22 protein-coding genes are annotated in these 20,688 nt (G+C 56.9%); 5 read left to right on the top strand and 17 right to left on the bottom strand.

The annotated features are described in order from the left end of the window. Positions 1–458: L-serine ammonia-lyase, iron-sulfur-dependent, subunit alpha (locus IM284_RS23285; RefSeq protein WP_226838499.1), on the top strand; the 458-nt coding region annotated here is incomplete at its 5' end. A 53-nt stretch (positions 459–511) separates the two neighbouring features. Here IM284_RS23285 and IM284_RS00950 read toward each other — a convergent pair. After that, entirely contained in the window at positions 512–1,213 is a 702-nt protein-coding gene (locus tag IM284_RS00950; RefSeq protein ID WP_028014512.1) for a pirin family protein, read from the bottom strand. Between the two features lie 104 nt (positions 1,214–1,317). Here IM284_RS00950 and yhaJ point away from each other — a divergent pair, with 104 nt between their 5' ends. After that, positions 1,318–2,220, top strand: coding sequence for a DNA-binding transcriptional regulator YhaJ (yhaJ, locus tag IM284_RS00955; RefSeq protein ID WP_041907956.1), 903 nt, complete (start codon positions 1,318–1,320; stop codon positions 2,218–2,220). Positions 2,221–2,261: 41 nt separating this feature from the next. Here yhaJ and IM284_RS00960 read toward each other — a convergent pair whose 3' ends face one another. The 11 genes from IM284_RS00960 to IM284_RS01010 form a co-directional block, all read right to left on the bottom strand. After that, complete coding sequence (locus IM284_RS00960) at positions 2,262–2,627, bottom strand: DUF805 domain-containing protein (protein ID WP_028014511.1); 366 nt, start codon at positions 2,625–2,627, stop codon at positions 2,262–2,264. A gap of 105 nt (positions 2,628–2,732) precedes the next feature. Continuing rightward, complete coding sequence (locus IM284_RS00965; protein WP_047367077.1) at positions 2,733–3,719, bottom strand: glutathione S-transferase family protein; 987 nt, start codon at positions 3,717–3,719, stop codon at positions 2,733–2,735. A 72-nt stretch (positions 3,720–3,791) separates the two neighbouring features. After that, positions 3,792–4,184, bottom strand: a complete 393-nt coding sequence (locus tag IM284_RS00970; RefSeq protein WP_014833394.1) for a DoxX family protein — start codon at positions 4,182–4,184, stop codon at positions 3,792–3,794. Between the two features lie 241 nt (positions 4,185–4,425). Continuing rightward, positions 4,426–4,722: a YqjK-like family protein gene (locus IM284_RS00975; protein ID WP_014885330.1), complete on the bottom strand. Its 297-nt coding sequence runs from the start codon at positions 4,720–4,722 to the stop codon at positions 4,426–4,428. Next, positions 4,719–5,117 carry a phage holin family protein gene (locus IM284_RS00980; protein ID WP_041907961.1) on the bottom strand — a complete coding sequence of 133 codons (399 nt, stop codon included), beginning with the start codon at positions 5,115–5,117 and terminating at the stop codon, positions 4,719–4,721. Before IM284_RS00980 ends, IM284_RS00975 begins: the two co-directional genes overlap by 4 nt. Before the next feature lies 1 nt (position 5,118). After that, entirely contained in the window at positions 5,119–5,424 is a 306-nt protein-coding gene (locus IM284_RS00985; protein WP_008503141.1) for a YqjD family protein, read from the bottom strand. Positions 5,425–5,453: 29 nt separating this feature from the next. Beyond that, on the bottom strand, positions 5,454–5,822 hold the full coding sequence (locus IM284_RS00990; RefSeq protein ID WP_028014508.1) for a DUF1090 domain-containing protein: 369 nt from the start codon (positions 5,820–5,822) through the stop codon (positions 5,454–5,456). 143 nt (positions 5,823–5,965) lie between these two features. Beyond that, on the bottom strand, positions 5,966–6,349 hold the full coding sequence (gene mzrA, locus IM284_RS00995) for an EnvZ/OmpR regulon moderator MzrA (protein WP_047364677.1): 384 nt from the start codon (positions 6,347–6,349) through the stop codon (positions 5,966–5,968). A 2-nt stretch (positions 6,350–6,351) separates the two neighbouring features. Beyond that, complete coding sequence (gene yqjA / locus IM284_RS01000) at positions 6,352–7,014, bottom strand: DedA family general envelope maintenance protein YqjA (protein WP_008503144.1); 663 nt, start codon at positions 7,012–7,014, stop codon at positions 6,352–6,354. 343 nt (positions 7,015–7,357) lie between these two features. Continuing rightward, on the bottom strand, positions 7,358–8,134 hold the full coding sequence (gene exuR / locus IM284_RS01005) for a transcriptional regulator ExuR (RefSeq protein ID WP_028014506.1): 777 nt from the start codon (positions 8,132–8,134) through the stop codon (positions 7,358–7,360). A 115-nt stretch (positions 8,135–8,249) separates the two neighbouring features. Continuing rightward, positions 8,250–9,548 carry an MFS transporter gene (locus tag IM284_RS01010; RefSeq protein WP_028014505.1) on the bottom strand — a complete coding sequence of 433 codons (1,299 nt, stop codon included), beginning with the start codon at positions 9,546–9,548 and terminating at the stop codon, positions 8,250–8,252. 476 nt (positions 9,549–10,024) lie between these two features. Here IM284_RS01010 and uxaC point away from each other — a divergent pair, with 476 nt between their 5' ends. Continuing rightward, the gene (uxaC, locus tag IM284_RS01015) at positions 10,025–11,437 is read left to right on the top strand and encodes a glucuronate isomerase (protein ID WP_193055698.1); all 1,413 of its coding nucleotides are present in this window, start codon (positions 10,025–10,027) and stop codon (positions 11,435–11,437) included. Positions 11,438–11,454: 17 nt separating this feature from the next. Beyond that, positions 11,455–12,942, top strand: coding sequence for a UxaA family hydrolase (locus IM284_RS01020; protein WP_047367079.1), 1,488 nt, complete (start codon positions 11,455–11,457; stop codon positions 12,940–12,942). Positions 12,943–13,081: 139 nt separating this feature from the next. Here IM284_RS01020 and sstT read toward each other — a convergent pair whose 3' ends face one another. The 4 genes from sstT to IM284_RS01040 all read right to left on the bottom strand — a co-directional run bounded on the left by sstT (position 13,082) and on the right by IM284_RS01040 (position 17,336). Then, on the bottom strand, positions 13,082–14,323 hold the full coding sequence (gene sstT / locus IM284_RS01025; RefSeq protein ID WP_041907970.1) for a serine/threonine transporter SstT: 1,242 nt from the start codon (positions 14,321–14,323) through the stop codon (positions 13,082–13,084). 221 nt (positions 14,324–14,544) lie between these two features. Then, positions 14,545–15,513 (bottom strand): TerC family protein, encoded by a 969-nt coding sequence (locus tag IM284_RS01030; protein WP_047367080.1) that lies wholly within the window; start codon positions 15,511–15,513, stop codon positions 14,545–14,547. Between the two features lie 250 nt (positions 15,514–15,763). Beyond that, the gene (locus IM284_RS01035; protein ID WP_047367081.1) at positions 15,764–16,762 is read right to left on the bottom strand and encodes a Gfo/Idh/MocA family protein; all 999 of its coding nucleotides are present in this window, start codon (positions 16,760–16,762) and stop codon (positions 15,764–15,766) included. Between the two features lie 70 nt (positions 16,763–16,832). Continuing rightward, a complete protein-coding gene (locus tag IM284_RS01040; RefSeq protein WP_023333531.1) occupies positions 16,833–17,336 on the bottom strand; it encodes a YgjP-like metallopeptidase domain-containing protein in 504 nt (167 codons plus the stop codon). An 83-nt stretch (positions 17,337–17,419) separates the two neighbouring features. Here IM284_RS01040 and rlmG point away from each other — a divergent pair, with 83 nt between their 5' ends. After that, positions 17,420–18,556, top strand: coding sequence for a 23S rRNA (guanine(1835)-N(2))-methyltransferase RlmG (gene rlmG / locus IM284_RS01045; protein WP_047367082.1), 1,137 nt, complete (start codon positions 17,420–17,422; stop codon positions 18,554–18,556). On the opposite strand, the gene IM284_RS01050 is transcribed toward rlmG, so the two are convergent. Further along, complete coding sequence (locus tag IM284_RS01050; protein WP_047367083.1) at positions 18,553–20,574, bottom strand: NADPH-dependent 2,4-dienoyl-CoA reductase; 2,022 nt, start codon at positions 20,572–20,574, stop codon at positions 18,553–18,555. The genes rlmG and IM284_RS01050 overlap by 4 nt on opposite strands. Between the last annotated feature and the right edge of the window lie 114 nt (positions 20,575–20,688).

Raw genomic sequence — 20,688 nt, forward strand, 5'->3', positions numbered from 1 at the left:
TTGTCGTGGTCGCTGAACATGTTCAGGCCGATGACGAACGGCTGGCGCGGGCGCTGATGCTCTCGCATCTGTCGGCTATCTACATCCATTACCAGCTTCCGCGTTTGTCCGCGCTGTGTGCGGCGACAACGGCGGGTATGGGGGCCGCCGCAGGGATGGCGTGGCTGATGGGCGGAAGCTATCAGACGATTGCAATGGCCATCGGCAGTATGATCGGTGACGTCAGCGGGATGATCTGCGACGGGGCGTCTAACAGCTGCGCCATGAAAGTCTCGACCAGCGTCACCAGCGCCTGGAAAGCCGTGATGATGGCGCTGGATGAGTCGGGCGTGACGGGCAACGAGGGGATTGTAGCGCACGACGTGGAGCAGTCGATCGCGAACCTATGCGCGCTGGCGTGCCGCTCAATGCAGGCAACGGACCGGCAGATTATTGAGATTATGGCGAGTAAGGTGTAGCGATTGGCATTCGTCCCTCTTCCCAAAGGGGAGAGGGACCGATCGAGCAACTCTTACACCGGCAAATCAATCAGCAGCGCGCGCAGCGGCGTATCTGCCACCAGGGTGATATTCGCTTCGTCACGAATAAACGCCCCGTCGCCGCAGGTGAGCGCTTCTTTCTCTTCCGCGTGCGTCACCGCATGCACCGTACCGTGAATGGACTGCAAATAGGCGCGCGGGCCGTGCAGCTGGAAGCTTGCCTGTTCACCTTTTTTCAGTTCGATATGGTGCAGCCATACCTGCTGTCGCAGCTGCAAGCTGTCCTTGCTGCCGTCAGGCGAGGCAATCAGCTGCTGTTTATCGCCCTTCAGATCTATTTTCTGCACCAGCGGGTTTTCTCGCTCAGGGCAGGCGTCGAGCCACAGCTGCATGCGCGTCAGCGTTTTGTCTTTGCTGAGGTTATGCTCGCTGTAGCTGATGCCCGGCTGCGTGGAAATTAACAACGCTTCGCCAGCCTTTGCCTGGACATGATTGCCCTCGCTATCGCGGTATTCTGCCTCGCCTTCCAGGATCAGGTTCAGGATATCGACTTTCGGATACGTACGCGGCTGGAAGGAGGCGCCCGGGGCGAGCACTTCCTGGTTCAACACGCGCAGTGAAGCGTAACCGAGGAGTTTAGGGTCAAAGTAGTGTCCAAAGGAAAAGGTGTAGCGGGCCTGCAGCCAACCGAAATCGGCTTGTCCGCACTGTTTCGCTGTTCTTGTCGTAATCATAAACTTGACCTCTCTTTACACTAAAACAATGGTAAAGGTATGGACGCTGCATTGTTAGCCAGATATTCTGCCTGGTATGTTCAAATTTCCTGAATGAGAACGAGATGGCTAAAGAGAGAGCATTGACGCTTGAGGCGCTTCGCGTCATGGACGCGATTGACCGGCGCGGCAGCTTTGCCGCGGCGGCAGATGAACTGGGGCGCGTTCCGTCTGCGCTAAGCTACACCATGCAAAAACTGGAGGAAGAGCTGGACGTCGTGCTCTTCGATCGCTCCGGTCATCGAACAAAATTCACCAACGTGGGGCGGATGCTGCTGGAGCGAGGTCGCGTGCTGCTGGAAGCGGCGGACAAGCTCACCACGGACGCCGAAGCGCTGGCGCGAGGCTGGGAAACCCACCTGACGTTAGTCACCGAAGCGCTGGTGCCGACCGAAGCGCTGTTCCCGCTGGTAGACCGCCTGGCGGCGAAGGCCAATACGCAGCTGTCGATCATCACCGAGGTGCTGGCCGGGGCGTGGGAGCGTCTGGAGACGGGCAGGGCGGATATCGTCATTGCGCCTGACATGCATTTCCGCTCATCGTCAGAAATCAACTCGCGCAAGCTCTACAGCGTCATGAACGTCTACGTCGCCGCGCCGGATCACCCGATTCACCAGGAGCCGGAGCCGCTCTCTGAAGTGACGCGCGTGAAGTACCGCGGCGTGGCGGTGGCGGATACCGCGCGCGAGCGTCCGGTGCTGACGGTTCAGCTGCTGGATAAACAGCCTCGTCTGACGGTCACGTCACTGGAAAACAAGCGGCAGGCGCTGCTGGCCGGTTTGGGCGTGGCGACGATGCCCTACCCGTTTGTCGAAAAAGATATTGCGGAAGGGCGACTGAGGGTGGTGAGCCCGGAGTACACCAGCGAAGTGGACATTATTATGGCGTGGCGCCGCGACAGCATGGGCGAAGCCAAATCGTGGTGCCTGCGCGAAATTCCAAAGCTCTTTGCGCATCACAACAAATAAGCGAGCAGGCCCGGTAAGCGTAAGCGCCACCGGGCAGTAATTTACGCGCCGATCTTAGGGTCCGGACCAAAGCGGTTTTCGCCCGGCGTCCCGCTCTGACAGTTGAAAATTAAAATCACGATCCAGCCGACAAGCGGGATCAACAGCAACAGCAGCCACCACGCCGAACGATCGGTGTCGTGGAGACGACGAAACAGCACGGCCCATGAAGGCAGCAAAACCAGCAAGCCATAAATCGTAGTGAGTACACCTTCACCGCCGGCGCGCTCCCAGCCGAGGATTTTATCCACGATGCCCAGCACCATAATCAGGACGAAGTTCACCAGAACGAACATCCAGTACTCTTTGCGGCGGGCGCGGCCACCAAATCCAACGTAGTTGCGCAGTACTTTTAAATACCAGTCCATTTTCCTTGCCTCTTAATCAGTCAATCACTTGTTTTCTAAGCGATCGAGGTAAGGATAGATGTATGCTGTGAATTAAAAAAGGGAATCAATTGATTCCCTAAATAATTATCCGAAACGCACGTCGCGCCCGTGCGGTTCATCCAGATCCTGCCACGGGCCAATGGAGATGATGCCCGTCGGGTTGATGGTCTTATGGCTGCGGAAATAGTGGGTGCGAATATGGTCAAAATCGACCGTCTCCGCGATCCCCGGCATCTGGTAGATGTCTCGCAGGAAACCATACAGGTTCAGGTAGTCGCTGATGCGGTGTTTATCGCACTTAAAGTGGGTGACATAGACCGGGTCAAAGCGAACCAGCGTGGTCCACAGGCGAATGTCCGCTTCCGTCAGGCGATCGCCCGTCAGGTAGCGATGCTGGCCCAGGATCTGCTCCAGGCGCTCCAGCGATTCAAACACCTTTCCGACCGCTTCGTCATAGGCTTCCTGGCTGGTGGCGAAACCGGCCTTATAGACGCCGTTGTTGACGTTGTCGTAAATCCAGCCGTTCAGCTCGTCAATTTTCTCGCGTAGCTCGACCGGGTAGTAATCCCCGGCGCGGGCGCCGTGCGCATCAAACGCGGTATTGAACATGCGGATGATTTCCGCGGATTCATTGCTGACTATCGTCTGGTTTTTCTTGTCCCACAGCACCGGCACGGTCACGCGTCCGGTGTAGTGCGGATCGGCGCGCAGGTAGAGCTGGTAGAGGAAATCGTGGTGATACAGGTCATCACCGGTCGCGGCGGGGAAATCACTGTCGAACGTCCAGCCGTTTTCCAGCATCAACGGGTTGACGACTGAAACCGGAATGCAGGATTCGAGGCCTTTTAGCTTGCGCACGATCAGCGTGCGGTGCGCCCACGGGCAGGCGAGGGAAACATAAAGATGATAACGATTTTTCTCCGCCGCGAAGCCCCCTTCGCCACTCGGGCCGGGTGCGCCGTCGGCGGTCAGCCAGTTACGGAAGGCCGAAACAGAGCGCTTAAAGCGTCCACCGGTGGATTTGGTGTCATACCAGACATCCTGCCAGACGCCGTCTACGAGTTGTCCCATTTTTTACTCCTCCGTCAGATAGCAAAAGCGAGGAGATGTCTCCTCGCTTTGTGTTTATTCAGTATAGCGTGCTTACCATTTCTTATTCAGAACGCGGTCGATGCTGTATGCGCCTGGGCCGGTGATCGCCAGCAGCAGGAAGCCACCCGCGATGGTCAGGTTTTTCATAAACATCAGTGAGTTCACGCCTTCAGCAAAGTTGCTGTGGAAGATGAACGCGGTCAGCAAGGTGAAGCCTGCGGTAAACAGCGCGGTGGTGCGGGTCAGGAAGCCGAACAGAACCGCCAGGCCGCCGCCAAACTCAAGCAGAATGGTTAGTGGCAACAGGAACCCCGGAACGCCCATGGCTTCCATATACTGCTGGGTACCCGCATAACCGGTAATTTTGCCCCAACCTGCCACGATAAACAGAATTGGCATCAGAATACGCGCGACCAGTACACCAACATCTTCTAATTTTTTCATTTTACTCTCCAGGAAACCACATAAGCGGCTGAACATTATTTGTCTGCAATTCCGCGTAGATACCGCGGCTCTGCTGTCGATGGAGAGGAGTGTAAACGGGGCGGGTAGCAATTGTTAGCAAGGAAAACTGTCAATCTTCTTCAAAGATATTGAGTAAGGGCAGGTGCGCGCTGGTGCCCTCAGCCCACGGGGAGAAGGGCAAAAACAAAAAACGGTAACCTGAGTTACCGTTTTGCGTTTATCACCGCAGCTGTTGTTGCCGCAACGTTGCTTTGACCAGACGCCAGGCGCTCCAGGCACCAAAACCGCGTCGGGCCCAGCGGATGAGCATATTCGGATGACGAACCGTCCAGATAGCCATCACGCTGCTGCCGACCAGCGCCCACGAACGCAGGCTCAGGAAGGTATTCCAGCCACGGTCAAACCGTCGCGTCGCGTCGATCCAGTCACGGCGGCTGGCAGACAGATCCAGCCGCTGCTGCTGGATCTGACTTAACAGGTACGCTTTTCGCTTCTGACGTTCCGCTTTATCGCTCACGGCTTGTCATCCTCCAGCAGGGCGCGATCGTTAGCCAGTTCCTGGCGCGTGTGGCGCAGGAAAGTGGACCTGCGCGCTTTACGCATCGTCCATATGCCGCCAATCAGCGCCGCGACCAGCAGAACGACGGTCGTGGCAATCATCGCGTTAAGTCGATACTGCGGGTCAATGGCCCAGATGATTAACACCATCAGGCTCATCAGACCAAACGCGGCGAAGAGCATGGTCAGCCCGAGCATCAGCAGCATCTGGAAGAGGTTCGCTTTCTCCTCTTCCAGTTCGACCACTGCCAGCCGGACGCGCGTTTCGGCAATCCCAACCAGCGTCGTTAAAATACGCTGGCCGATGCCGAGGACGTTATTAGCAGGCCCTTGTGCGTGACGAGGATCTTCCATATCAACGACGCGTCAGCAGGACACCCAGTACCACACCCACTGCGGCACCAATACCAACTCCCGTCCATGGATTGTCGCGCACATATTCATCTGCGCGCGCAGCCGCTTCACGGGTCTGTTTCGCCAGTGCATCACCGGTTTCACCCAGGCGGTAGCGGCTCTCTTTCAGCGCCTGCTCCGCTTTGCTGCGCAGCTTACTTACTTCTTCTTTCGACTTATCGGCAGAGGAGTTCAGCACCTCTTCAAGGGTATCGGCCAGGGATTTCAGTTCAGCGCGCAGATGTTCAGACGTCGTATCTTTTGACATGATTCTCTCCTGTTGAGATTTCCGTTAACTCAATAATCGCGAGCTTCCAGCGCTTTCAGGTCGTCCTGCGCCTCTTTCAACTTCTTCTCGCGCTTAGCAATTTTTTCCGCATCCCCTTTCTCTTTCGCTTCCTGCAGGTCTTGACGGCGCTCGGCTATCTCGTCCTTCTGTTCAGCGATTTTCTTTTGGTGATCGGCACGCAGCTTGCTGTCTGAACAGTTCGCTTTCACTTCGCTCAGCGCTTTTTTGAGACCATCAACACGGTGCTGATTGTTATGCTTTTCGGCATAACCGATCTCACGCTGAATATCCTGTTCTTTCTCCTGACAGAGAGAGTTTGCGAAGGTCGTTGTGCTTAAAGAAAAAAGGGCCAGAGCCAGGGTCATGCGGAATTTCATTATCGAAACCTTCCATTGTGCTGCGGGGTTAGCCGCTATCCAAAATGATGCGGAGTACATTCGAGGGGTGCTCCGCGTACTTAAGCATAGTAAGTAAACGGGGGATTCACCAAAGTGAGTGAAAAGATTCGGAAACCAGGAAGTTATCCAAACCGATGCGACGTATCGCGAATCAATGATAACCACGCGGCTGGCGGGTTGTCATCTTCCTGCTGGGCAATGATATAGCCGTGCGGCAGCGTACGGTCAAGAACCGCTTTCGCGGCAGCGCTCTGCGCACGGGAATCAAACTTAATCAGTAAAACATCGTCCTGCGGGGTGATGCTTTTAAAGCGGATGCCGTTTGCATCCAGATGATGCCAGACAGAAAAACCGTCAGGCACACCGCCCCCCTGGTTTACCGGGCGAATGGCCAGCGTAGCGTCCTGATGTGAAAGCGTGTTCCAGGCCAGCAGTACGACGCTGAGCATCACCAGTGCAATAAAGGCACAGGCAAAGCGGCGCATGGCGAGCGGTGAGATAACCATCGTTAACCTCGCGCTCCGTATTTTTTCTTCCACAGGACAACCAGCGAGCCGATCAGGCCGAAGACCAGCAGAACAACAGGTAGCAGCATCAGGCAGGACATCAGCTGATCTTCATATTTCATGAAGACCGGCGTCTTACCCAGCGCATAGCCCAGCGTCGTCAGGATCAGAACCCATAACAGGCCGCTCATCCAGTTGAAGAACTGGAAGCGTGCGCTGCTCAACCCGGACAGCCCGGCAATGGTGGGCAGCAGGGTGCGCACAAAGGCGATAAAGCGGCCAATCAGCAGCGCGGAAAGCCCATGCTTATGGAACAGGTGGTGTGCCCGCTGGTGATAGTGCGCAGGCAGATGGGAAAGCCAGTTCTGTACTATTCGGGTATTGCCCAGCCATCTTCCCTGGATATAGCTCACCCAGCAGCCAAGGCTGGCCGCGACGGTCAGTAATAAAATGGTTTGCGGGAACGCCATTGCGCCTTTAGCACACAGCACGCCGACAAGCACCAGCAAACTGTCACCCGGCAAGAAGGCTGCAGGCAGCAAACCATTCTCAAGGAACAGAATCATAAACAAGACAAAATAGAGCATGCCAATCATGGAAGGGTTGGCCAGCGTTTCAAAATCCTGCGCCCAAAGGGCATGCAGCAGTTGGGTCAAAAGTTCCATTCAGTGTTCCTGGAAATCGGTTAACGTCTCGCCTGTTATCCGGGACAAACAGCACGGCGACATTGTTGTGATTTCATTATGGTCGCTCGCGGACACATTGCGGTGTGGCCAACACTGTTCCCTGTTAATTGGCTGGTTAGCAAGCACTAACTTTCAAAATAACGAAGTGAATCCAATTGTAACAAAGCCCAACGTTCTGCGTCACAGAATTTGCAGGGTGAGGTGATTTTGGCGTAAGCCCTGAAAGTGAGCGAGGGATTTTACAAAGGCTGACACTATATATGTTTTGCTTACCCATTCAGCCGGGGAGGCGCAGCGAAGCGCCTGCCGGTAGAAAGGTCGCCTATTTTGCGCCGCTCGGGGCCGTATCGAGATGAACGACAGGATTATCGGCAAAAAGATAGCGGTCAGCGTTAAATTCGAAGTCGTCGCTGGTTTCATTGAAGAGCATCTGCTTGGTGTTTTCCAGGTGCTGCCACATTGCGAGCTTCGCGGCGTGGGGATCTTTACGAATCAGCGCCTTAAGAATTTGATCGTGGTCGTCACACCAGTTGTCCACGGTACGCGAATCGATATGATCGTGCAGTTTTTTCCAGTACGGGTTGTGAACGCGCTGAGTCCACATTTTCTCAACGATTGCCGCCAGCGCTGTATTTTGGGTTGCCAGGGCGACCTGAACGTGAAACTGCAGGTCCCACTCGGAATCACGGAAACATTTTTCCTTGCGAGCGTTCTCCTGGATCTCCATCAGCTTCATGATGTCCTGCTTGGTCACCTGCGTGGCGGCAAATTCGGCAATATTGCTTTCGATCAGCTGGCGAGCCTGGAGCAGCTCAAACGGACCGTAGCTGGCGAATTCTAGACTTTCATCCGCCACCGGAGAGTGTTTAGGCTGATTAGAAATAACGTGAATGCCGGAACCTTTGCGTACCTCAACGTAGCCTTCCACTTCCAGCATGATAATCGCTTCGCGCACCACGGTTCGGCTTACGCTTTTTTCATCCGCGATAAAGCGCTCGGCGGGAAGTTTATCACCGACAAGATAGACCCCTTGCTCGATGCGATCTTTCAGCTCGGCAGCAAGTTGTTGATATAAACGACGTGGTTCGGTGATTTCCATATGCGCTCCAGGCAGGGTACGGCAGATGATTTGTTATACCACTTTCACGGAATACTCTCCAGAATTTGCCATTAAAAAAGCCGCCCGGGGGCGGCTTCGGTGAAACGCATTTTCGCTAACTCTGCGTAGCCGGTCGCCCGAGGGACTCTTTCGCCAGCTCCTCTGCGGATTTGCTTTTCAGCACCGTCCAGATAACCACCGCGCCCATCAGGTCGAAGATTGCCAGCACCGCGAACAGCGGGCTGAAGCCGATGGTATCAGCCAGCGCGCCGACGACCAGCGCAAACATCGTACTCGCGGTCCAGGCGGCCATACCGGTCAGGCCGTTGGCGGTGGCCACTTCGTTGCGACCGAAGACGTCAGACGAGAGCGTAATCAGCGCGCCGGAGAGCGACTGGTGCGCAAATCCACCGATGCACAGCAGGGCGATAGCCACATACGGACTGGTGAACAGGCCGATCATGCCCGGGCCAATCATCAGCAGGGCGCCCATGGTCACCACCATCTTACGGGAAACAATCAGGTTCACCCCAAACCAGCGCTGGAACAGCGGTGGCAGGTAGCCGCCTACGATACAGCCCAGGTCCGCGAACAGCATCGGCATCCAGGCGAACATCGCGATCTCTTTCAGGTTAAAGCCGTAGACTTTAAACATAAACAGTGGGATCCACGCGTTGAAGGTACCCCAGGCCGGTTCAGCCAGGAAGCGCGGCAGGGCGATACCCCAGAACTGACGGGTGCCCAGGATCTGCCAGACGGACATCTTCTTGCCATTGTTGGTCTGATGCTGCGCTTCCTGACCACCAATAATGTATTCGCGTTCTTCCTCGGAGAGTTTTTTCTGATCGCGCGGGTGTTTATAGAAAACCAGCCACGCCATTGCCCAGGCAAAGCTCAGCACGCCAGAGATAATGAATGCCATCTGCCAGCTGTGCATCACGATGGCCCACACCACCAGCGGCGGCGCAATCATTGCGCCGATGGACGAGCCCACGTTGAAGTAACCCACCGCGATGGAACGCTCTTTTGCCGGGAACCACTCAGAGCTGGCTTTCAGCCCCGCCGGGATCATTGCGGCTTCTGCCGCACCGACCGCGCCACGGGCCAGCGCCAGGCCGCCCCAGCTGCCTGCCAGTGCGGTTGCACCGCAGAATACCGCCCAGGCGATGGCGAAGAAGGCATAGCCGATTTTGGTACCCAGAATATCGAGAACATACCCAGCAACAGGCTGCATGACGGTGTAAGCGGCAGAATAGGCCGCGATGATGTAAGAGTATTGCTGCGTGGAGATATGCAGCTCTTCCATCAACGTCGGCGCCGCGGCTGCCACGGTGTTACGTGTCAGGTAGCCCAGCACGGTGCCCAGCGTCACCAGTGCGATCATATACCAACGTAACCCTTTAATTTTACGCATCTAAAACCTCATCGTTATGTTATTTCCGCGCCAGAGCACGGCAACCTCTCAACCGTTGCCGGGAGCAGTTGTGTAACGGGAGGGGCGTAGCCGGGAGAATGTCCCGGAACGGCCCGAACCTTGCCATAAGTAAGCGTGCATAAGTCGGTATCCGTACCGTTAAATCCGATGTGTCTCACACCGGTAACGCATTCCGTCGGCTTAGTGTTTGCGACGGCGAAACGATAACTTGTCATACAACTTTAAAAGGTGAGTGACATCACAAATGTATGATTCTTTGTAGGGACATTAATCGCTGTGCGCAAAGCCAGCAACGGCGCGGCCTGTAGAAGGGTTTACTCCATTGAGGGTAATTTATTTGTTAGCGTTTATTGATCTCACTCACGAAAAAAGCTTCGGTGTGTGGAAATTGGTGTGATAACTTTGCAGCATATGAACATATGCTTTCTGACGCTCCCGTAATGAGGAAGACGATAATGACGCCGTTTATGACCGACGATTTTCTGTTAGATACCGAATTTGCCCGCCGCCTGTACCACGACTACGCTAAAGACCAGCCGATTTTCGACTACCACTGCCACTTACCGCCGCAGCAGGTTGCCGAAAATTATCGTTTCAAAAACCTGTATGATATCTGGCTAAAAGGTGACCACTACAAATGGCGCGCAATGCGCACCAACGGCGTGGCCGAGCGCCTGTGTACCGGCGACGCGACCGATCGCGAGAAGTTCGACGCCTGGGCGGCGACCGTTCCGCACACTATCGGCAACCCGCTTTACCACTGGACGCACCTCGAACTACGCCGTCCGTTTGGTATCACCGGCAAGCTGCTTTCTCCCGCTACGGCGGATGAAATCTGGGACCAGTGCAACGAACTGCTGGCGCAGGATAACTTCTCCGCGCGCGGCATCATGAAGCAGATGAACGTGAAGATGGTGGGCACCACCGACGATCCGATTGACTCCCTGGAGCATCATGCCGTTGTCGCCAAAGACGCCTCTTTTGACATTAAAGTGCTGCCAAGCTGGCGCCCGGACAAAGCCTTCAACATCGAACAGGCCACCTTCACCGACTACATGGCGAAACTGGCGGAAGTGTCCGATACCGACATCCGTCGTTTCGCCGATCTGCAAACCGCGCTGACCAAACGTCTGGACCACTTCACGGCGCACGGCTGTAAAGTCTCTGACCACGCGCTGGACGTGGTGCTGTTCGCGGAATCCAACGAAGCTGAACTGGACAGCATCCTGGCGCGTCGCCTCTCCGGTGAATCGCTTAGCCAGCATGAAGTAGCGCAGTTCAAAACCGCGGTACTGGTATTCCTCGGCGCGGAATACGCCCGTCGCGGCTGGGTACAGCAGTACCACATCGGTGCGCTGCGCAATAACAACCAGCGCCAGTTCAAACTGCTGGGCGCGGACGTGGGCTTTGACTCCATCAACGACCGCCCGCTGGCGGAAGAGCTGTCAAAACTGCTGAGCAAACAGAACGAGCAAAACCTGCTGCCGAAAACCATTCTCTACTGCCTGAACCCCCGCGATAACGAAGTGCTGGGCACCATGGTCGGCAACTTCCAGGGCGAAGGTATGCCGGGCAAGATGCAGTTCGGATCCGGCTGGTGGTTCAACGATCAGAAAGACGGCATGGAGCGTCAGATGACGCAGCTGGCGCAGCTCGGTCTGTTAAGCCGCTTTGTCGGCATGCTGACCGACAGCCGCAGCTTCCTCTCCTACACTCGCCACGAATATTTCCGCCGCATCCTGTGCCAGATGATTGGCCGCTGGGTGCACGCGGGTGAAGCGCCAGCGGATATCCAGCTGCTGGGTGAAATGGTGAAAAACATCTGCTTTAACAATGCGCGTGACTACTTCGCCATTGAACTGAACTAAGGCCGTCTGAGGTTGATATGCAATACATCAAAATCCATTCGCTGGATAACGTGGCCGTCGCGCTGGCAGATTTAACCGAAGGCACGGAAGTGGCCTTCGATAACCAGTCGGTCACGTTGCGCCAGGCCATTGGACGTGGACACAAGTTTGCCCTGATCCCCATTGCAAAAGGGGAGAACGTGGTGAAGTACGGTTTGCCCATCGGCCATGCGCTGGCGGATATTGCACCGGGTGAATATATTCATTCCCACAATACCCGCACCAATCTCAGCGATCTGGACGAGTACAGCTATCAGCCTGAACTACCGAAGGCAAGCGTGCAGGCGGGGGATCGTGAGGTGCAAATCTACCGTCGCGCAAACGGTGATGTGGGGATCCGCAACGAGCTGTGGATCCTGCCGACCGTCGGCTGCGTGAACGGCATTGCGCGTCAGATCCAGACCCGCTTTCTGAAGGAGACCCACGATGCCGAGGGCATCGACGGGATACATCTGTTCAGCCACACCTACGGCTGCTCCCAACTGGGTGACGACCACATTAACACCCGCACCATGCTGCAAAACATGGTGCGCCACCCGAATGCGGGCGCAGTGCTGGTGATCGGCCTCGGCTGCGAGAACAACCAGGTCGACGCCTTCCGCGAGACGCTGGGAGAATTCGATCCTGCGCGCGTGCACTTCATGGTGTGCCAACATCAGGACGACGAAGTGGAAGCGGGCGTTGAGCAGCTGCATCAGTTGTATGAGGTGATGCGCCACGACAGGCGCGAGCCGGGGAGGCTGAGCGAACTGAAGTTTGGCCTGGAGTGCGGCGGGTCTGACGGTCTTTCCGGCATTACCGCTAACCCAATGCTGGGCCGCTTCTCGGATTACGTGATTGCCAACGGCGGCACCACGGTGCTGACCGAAGTGCCGGAAATGTTTGGCGCGGAGCGCATTCTGATGAGCCACTGCCGCGACGAAGAGACGTTTGAGAAGACCGTCACCATGGTGAACGACTTCAAACAGTACTTCATTGCCCACAATCAGCCGATTTACGAGAATCCGTCCCCGGGAAACAAGGCGGGCGGAATCACCACGCTGGAGGAGAAATCCCTCGGCTGCACCCAGAAAGCGGGGGCCAGCCAGGTGGTGGACGTTCTGCGCTACGGCGAACGCCTGAAAACCCACGGCCTGAACCTGCTGAGCGCACCGGGTAACGATGCGGTCGCCACCAGCGCGCTGGCGGGGGCGGGCTGTCACATGGTGTTGTTCAGCACCGGTCGCGGTACGCCGTACGGCGGTTTTGTGCCGACGGTGAAAATCGCCACCAACAGCGAGCTGGCGGCGAAGAAAAAGCACTGGATCGATTTCGACGCAGGCCAGCTGATCCACGGCAAAGCGATGCCGCAGCTGCTGACGGAGTTCGTGGACACTATCGTGGAGTTTGCTAACGGCAGGCAGACCTGTAACGAGAAGAACGACTTCCGCGAGCTGGCGATCTTTAAGAGTGGTGTGACGCTTTAAATGTTTTATCGGGTGGCGCTAGCGCTTACCCGACCTACTGAACTTTAATCGGTGCGGCCTGATGCCCTCACCCTGACCCTCTCCCACGGGAGAGGGTACAAACACTAAAAACGGCAACCTCAGGGTTGCCGTTTTGCTGTTAACCTCGCAGCGCGTTCTTCGCTAAACGCGCGTCTTCTGCCTGACAGGCCGCTGCGGTGAACAGCACGTCGGTAGAGGAGTTCAGCGCGGTTTCGCAGGAGTCCTGCAGCACGCCGATGATGAAGCCGACGGCCACAACCTGCATGGCGATCTCGTTCGGGATGCCGAACATATTGCACGCCAGCGGGATCAGCAGCAGCGAACCGCCCGCCACGCCGGATGCGCCACAGGCACACAGCGACGCCACCACGCTCAGCAGCAGCGCCGTTGGCAGATCCACAGGAATACCCAGCGTTTGCACTGCCGCCAGGGTCAGCACGGTGATGGTGATCGCCGCACCTGCCATGTTCACGGTCGCACCCAGCGGGATCGACACGGAATAGGTATCGCGGTCCAGGTTCAGCTTCTCCGCCAGCGCCATGTTAACCGGAATGTTTGCCGCCGAGCTGCGGGTGAAGAAGGCGTATACACCGCTCTCGCGCAGGCAGGTCAGCACCAGCGGATACGGGTTACGGCGGATCTGCCAGAACACCAGCAGCGGGTTGATCACCAGCGCCACCAGCAGCATACAGCCGACCAGCACCATCAGCAGCTGCGCGTAGCCCCACAGCGCGTCAAAGCCGGTTGTGGCCAGGGTAGACGACACCAGGCCGAAGATACCGATGGGTGCAAAGCGAATCACGACCTTAACGATAAAGGTCACGGCGTTGGACATGTCGTTGACCAGGTTTTTCGTCGTTTCGTTGCCGTGACGCAGGGCGAAGCCCAGGCCGATCGCCCACACCAGGATGCCAATGTAGTTGGCATTCAGCAGGGCATCAATGGGGTTCGTAACCATGCTCATCAGCAGGCCGCGCAGCACTTCCACAATGCCTGAAGGCGGCGTGACGTCGCCCGCCGCAGAGGTCAGATGTAGCGTGGAGGGGAAGAGGAAGCTAAAGACCACTGCGGTCAGTGCAGCAGAAAACGTGCCCAGCAGATATAAAAAGAGAATCGGGCGAATGTTGGTTTTTTGTCCGTGTTGGTGATTGGCGATAGAAGCCATGACCAGCATCAGTACCAGCACCGGCGCAACGGCCTTCAGCGCGCCCACGAAAAGCGTTCCGAGAAGCCCCGTCGCTTCCGCGGCAGGTTTTGACACCAGGGCCAGCAGAATACCCAGAACCAGACCTACCAGGATTTGTTTAACCAGGCTACCCTGCGTCAGACGCGCAAGCAGGCCCTTAGATTGTGTGCTCATACTAAATTCCTAAGTGAAATTGTGTTCCATCCTGGATGTGCTCTAAGTCACATTTATTTCAGGATGTAAATATTTGTTTGCCTGGTTGAGTATCAAGGAAAGCGGGGAAAGGCGGAAGAGTAAAATGCTGGATTTTACGTGTCACATCATATTTTTTAACTATTGAGTCACAAAAGTGTGTTAACCCTCTCCCCTTTGAGGAGAGGGTTAGGGTGAGGGGATTACTCCGCCTGCTGCTTTTTATCGTGCTGGCGGTTAACCCAGGTATTGATAACCAGCGTCACCAGCAGAATGCCGAACACCACGCCAAGCGAAATGGCGATCGGGATGTGGTAGAAATCCACGATCAGCATCTTGATACCAATGAAGACCAGGATCACCGACAAACCGTACTTCAGCATCGAGAAGCGCTCTGCCGCACCTGCCAGCAGGAAATACATGGCGCGCAGGCCGAGGATCGCAAACAGGTTAGAGGTCAGCACGATGAACGGATCAGTCGTCACCGCGAAGATTGCCGGGATGCTGTCTACCGCGAAAATCACGTCGCTCAGCTCGACCAGAATCAGCACCAGCAGCAGCGGGGTAGCAAACAGCAGGCCGTTCTTACGCACGAAGAAGTGTTCGCTCTCGATCTTGTCCGTCATGCGCAGATGGCCGCGGATCCACTTCACCAGCGGCTTATCACCAATACCGGTATCGTCTTCTTTCGCCAGCGCCATCTTGACCCCGGTAAACAGCAGGAACGCGCCGAACACGTACAGCAGCCATTCGAACTGGGTAATCAGCCAACTGCCGGCGAAGATCATGATGGTACGCAAGACAATGGCACCCAGCACGCCGTAGACCAGCACGCGGCGCTGCAATGCTGCAGGCACAGCAAAGTAGCTGAACAGCATCAGCCAGACGAAGACGTTATCAACCGCCAGGGCTTTTTCAATCAGATAACCGGTGAGGAAGGCGAGCGCCTGAGGATCGGCCACCGCACGGCCTTCAGTCGAGGCCAGATACCACCAGAAGGCGGCGCAAAAGAGGAGCGAGAGGGTAACCCAGACCAGCGACCAGACGGCGGCCTGCTTAACGCTCATGCCGTGCTCGCCGCGACGACCCTGCAAAAAGAGGTCGATCGCCAGCATGATGAGCACGACAACCGCGAATCCGCCCCACAGCATTGGAGTGCCGACAGAATGCATACTATTTTCCTTACACATAAAAAACAAAAACGGCCATGGTCAGAAGACGATAGCCGTTAGCTTTTTATGCATAGACCTCGCCTTCCGGCAAGGTCTCACTTACAACCACGAAGGTTGCCCGGCGACCGGATGCATATTTAACGCATCGTAATGACGATCCACCGGCGAAGAAGTTACTCCCCTTTGCAGGTAACAAAATATGTCAGACCATCGGTTTCGTCAATGGCCTGCGCCGTTTCATTACACAGCTTTACGCGATCGCTTCCGCGCCTATGCCGTCTGCCGGGAACACCACGCCGGTCTGGCGGCGGATCTCGGTTTGCAGCTTCGCCGTGGTGCGGCTTACCGCAAGGCCTGGGTGATTCACTTCGTTGTCTTCCACCAGACGGGCGAAGACCTCTGCCTCATAGAGCATAGTGTTAATATGCTGAGGCTGCGTCAGTTCCTGCGCTTTGCCGCCGCGCGGCACGAAGCTCACCTTCTGGCATTCGGAGATCTTCTCGATGACCAGCGACCCGGCTTCGCCCTGAATTTCGCTCGGCAACACGGAATCGCTCACCTTGGAGTGCTGCAGCGTGACGCTAAAATCACCGTAGTCCAGCACCACCAAACCGTGTGCATCCACGCCGCTCTCCAGCAGGCTGGCGGTGGCCGTAACGCCGTGCGGCTCGCCCCACAGCGCTACGGCAGAGGCCAGGCAGTAAAAACCGATATCCATAATCGAGCCGTTTGAGAAGGCCGGGTTAAAGGTATTCGGATTCTCGCCGTCCAGATAGCGCTGATAGCGCGACGAATACTGGCAGTAGTTAATAAAGGCTTTGCGCACTTTGCCAATTTTCGGCAGGGACTGCTGCAGCAGAAGGAAATTCGGCAGGCTGGCGGTTTTGAACGCTTCGAACAGCACCACCTGGTTTTCGCGGGCAAGCGCAATGGCCGCTTCCACTTCCTCAATATTCGAGGCCAGCGGCTTCTCGCAAATCACATGCTTTTTGTGGCTGAGAAACAGCGCCGTTTGCGGGAAGTGCAGGGAGTTCGGGCTGGCGATATAAACCGCGTCAATGGCGTCGCTTTGCGCCATTTCATCCAGGGAGGTGAAGAGATGCTCGACGAGGTAGTCGTTAGCAAAGCTCTGCGCCTGCTCAAGGCTGCGGGAATAGACTGCGGTGAGTTTAAGTTTGCCGGTTTCGTGGGCGGCGTCGACGAACTGGCGCGTGATCCAGTTCGTTCCAATGACTGCGAAACGTATCATAAACGTTTACGTACTCCGTAGCGGGGAACCTTTAGCCACTGTAGCACGGGATTATTGCAAAACCAGTGCGCTATTCCGCATTACCATTTAACGATAAATGCGTAAGCCACAGGCGGGTATCAAACTCCAGCTGGTGATACTGCGGCTCCATGTGGCAGCACAGGGAATAGAACGCTTTGTCGTGCTCTTTCTCTTTCAGGTGCGCCAGCTCATGCACCACGATCATCCGCAGAAAGGCTTCCGGCGCGTTACGAAACACCGTCGCCACGCGGATCTCCGCCTTAGCCTTCAGCTTGCCGCCCTGCACGCGGGAGATGGCGGTGTGCAGGCCGAGCGCGTTTTTCAGCACGTGGATCTTGTTGTCGTACATCACCTTGTTGATCGGCGGCGCGCTCTTCAGATATCGGCTTTTCAGATCCTGCGTATACTGCCAGAGGGCCTTATCGGTCGCGAAATCGTGCGTGCCGGGGTAGCGTTTTTCCAGCACCGCGCCGAGCTTCTGCTCGGCAATCAGGCTGCGAACCTGAGTCAGTAAATGCTCCGGGTAGCCCTGGAGATAAGTAAGTTGGTTCATCAAAAGCCCAAATTAATGCGAAAACGGGTATACTCACGCACCCTTTTCAGGGATACGCCAAATTTTACCATTCAGGAGGGCCGATGAGCCACTTAGACAACGGTTTCCGTTCACTCAACCTTAAACGTTTCCCGGAAACGGACGACGTAAACCCGCTTCAGGCGTGGGAAGCGGCGGATGAATATCTGCTGCAGCAGTTGGATGAGACTGAAATCCGCGGCCCGGTTCTGATCCTGAATGACGCGTTTGGTGCCCTGGGCTGCGCCCTGGCAGAGCACACGCCTTACAGCATTGGCGATTCCTACCTGAGCGAACTGGCGACGCGTGAAAACCTGCGCCATAACGACATCGACGAGTCCAGCGTGAAGTTCCTCGACAGCACCGCGGACTACCCGCAGGCGCCGGGCGTGGTATTGATCAAGGTGCCCAAAACCATGGCGCTGCTGGAGCAGCAGCTGCGTGCGCTGCGTAAAGTCGTCACGCCGGAAACCAGCATCATTGCGGGTGCCAAAGCGCGCGATATTCACACCTCAACGCTGGAGCTGTTCGAGAAAGTACTCGGCCCGACCACCACCACGCTTGCCTGGAAAAAAGCGCGCCTGATCAACTGCACCTTCAGCGCACCGGAGCTGGCCGGCGCGCCGGAGACGCTGAGCTGGAAACTGGAAGGCACCGACTGGACCATCCATAACCATGCGAACGTTTTCTCCCGCACCGGGCTGGATATTGGGGCGCGTTTCTTTATGGAGCATCTGCCGGAAAACCTGGAAGGGGAGATTGTCGATCTGGGCTGCGGCAACGGCGTGATTGGCCTGACGCTGCTGGCGAAGAATCCGGAAGCCAGCGTGGTGTTCAGCGACGAGTCGCCGATGGCGGTGGCCTCCAGCCGTCTGAACGTAGAAACCAACATGCCGGAAGCGGTGGATCGCTGCGAATTTATGATCAACAACGCGCTCTCCGGCGTTGAGCCTTTCCGCTTCAACGCCGTGTTCTGCAACCCGCCGTTCCACCAGAAGCACGCCCTGACGGATAACGTCGCGTGGGAGATGTTCCACCACGCTCGCCGCTGCCTGAAAATCAACGGCGAGCTGTATATCGTGGCGAACCGCCACCTGGACTACTTCCACAAGCTGAAGAAGATTTTCGGCAACTGCGTCACCATTGCGACCAATAACAAGTTTGTGGTGCTGAAAGCGGTGAAGCTGGGGCGTCGTCGCTAAATAACCAGTGCAAGCTGGGTGCCCTGCGCAATCGCCCGCCGCGCATCCAGCTCCATCGCCACGTCGCACCCGCCGATCAAATGCACCGTTTTACCCGCTTCGCGCAGCGGATCGGCCAGATCGCGCTTTGGCTCCTGTCCGGCGCACAAAATCACATGATCCACGCGCAGCAACTGCGGTTCACCACCGATCAGCACATGCAGCCCGTCGTCGTCGATCTTCTGGTAGCTCACCCCCGGGATCATCTTCACTCCGCGCGAGAGCAGGGTGGCGCGGTGGATCCAGCCCGTGGTTTTGCCCAGCCCTTCACCCGGCTTGCTGGCCTTACGCTGGAGCATTACGATCTGGCGCGGGCTTTTCGGCAGCTGCGGCCCTTCCGGCCGTAATCCGCCGGACTGGCTCAGGCTGGTATCAATGCCCCATTCTACGCAAAACTCGGCGATGTTCTGGCTGGTGGCCTCGCCCGGCTGGCTTAAATACATCGCGGTATCAAAGCCGATCCCGCCGCAGCCGATAATCGCCACCTTCTCGCCAACGGGCGCTTTGTCACGCAATACGTCCAGATAGCTCAACACCTTCGGATGATCGATACCCTCGATTGCAGGCGTGCGCGGTGCGATCCCGCTCGCGAGGATCACCTCGTCGAAACCGATCAGATCCGCCGCGCTGACAAGCTGGTTAAGCCGCAGATCAACACCCGTCAGATCGATCATCCGGCGGTAGTAGCGCAGGGTTTCATAAAACTCCTCTTTGCCGGGGATCTGTTTGGCGATATTAAACTGCCCGCCAATTTCACCGGCGGCATCAAACAGCGTCACGCTGTGCCCGCGCGAGGCGGCATTCACCGCAGACGCCAGCCCAGCGGGGCCAGCGCCCACCACGGCCAGGCGTTTTTGACTGACCGCGGGGACGACCGGCATTTTGGTTTCATGGCAGGCGCGGGGGTTCACCAGGCATGAGGTGACTTTGCCGACGAAGATTTGATCCAGACAGGCCTGGTTACAGCCGATGCAGGTGTTGATCTCATCCGCACGGCCGCTTTGCGCTTTGGAGAGCAGTTCGGAGTCCGCGAGGAACGGACGCGCCATCGATACCATATCGGCGTCGCCGCGTGAGATCACATCGTCCGCCACCTGCGGGTCGTTAATGCGATTCGTCGTTACCAGCGGAACGGAGACTTTGCCTTTCAGCTTGCGCGTTACCCAACTGAACGCCGCGCGCGGCACCGGCGTGGCGATGGTCGGGATGCGCGCTTCGTGCCAGCCAATCCCGGTGTTGATGATGGTGGCACCTGCGGCTTCAATCGCCTGCGCCAGCTGCACGGTTTCGTCGAACGTGCCGCCGCCCTCCACCAGGTCGAGCATCGACAGGCGGAAGATAATAATAAAGTCCGCGCCCGCACGTTCGCGCACCGCGCGCACCACCTCCACGGCAAAGCGCATCCGACGGGCATAGTCGCCGCCCCATTCGTCGTCGCGCTGGTTGGTGCGTGCGGCGAGGAATTCGTTAATCAGATAGCCTTCAGAGCCCATCACCTCCACGCCGTCGTAGCCCGCCTCACGCGCCAGCGCGGCGCAGCGGGCAAAATCGTCGATCAGCGCCAGGATCTCGTCGTGGCTGAGGGCGTGAGGGGTAAAGCGGTTAATCGGCGCCTGAATAGCCGATGGCGCAACCAGCTTTGGCTGATAGCTGTAGCGCCCGGTATGCAGAATTTGCAGGGCGATTTTGCCGCCTTCGTTATGCACCGCGTCCGTGACAATGCGGTGATGCGGCAGCTGTGTCGCATCATTCAGGACTGCGCCGCCCTCCATCGTCACGCCTGAAGGGGCAGGGGCTACGCCGCCGGTGACAATCAGCGCCACCCCGTGGCGGGCGCGTTCGGCATAGAAGGCTGCCAGGCGCTCGGCTCCGTCCGGACGCTCTTCCAGCCCGGTGTGCATCGAGCCCATCAGCACGCGGTTTTTAAGGGTGGTAAACCCCAGATCGAGGGGGGCGAATAGCGACGGGTAGCGGCTCATAGTCTCTTCCAGTGTAAAATTATTGTTATGTGGTCGGATGAGTTACTAATTTAGCCAGCGGCAGCAGAAAGGTAAAAGCGGGATCGAATGATTGTGATAGATCTCAAAGAACTT

Origin of the sequence: Enterobacter cloacae complex sp. P12RS, assembly GCF_014895875.1 — a bacterium.
GTDB lineage: Bacteria > Pseudomonadota > Gammaproteobacteria > Enterobacterales > Enterobacteriaceae > Enterobacter > Enterobacter bugandensis.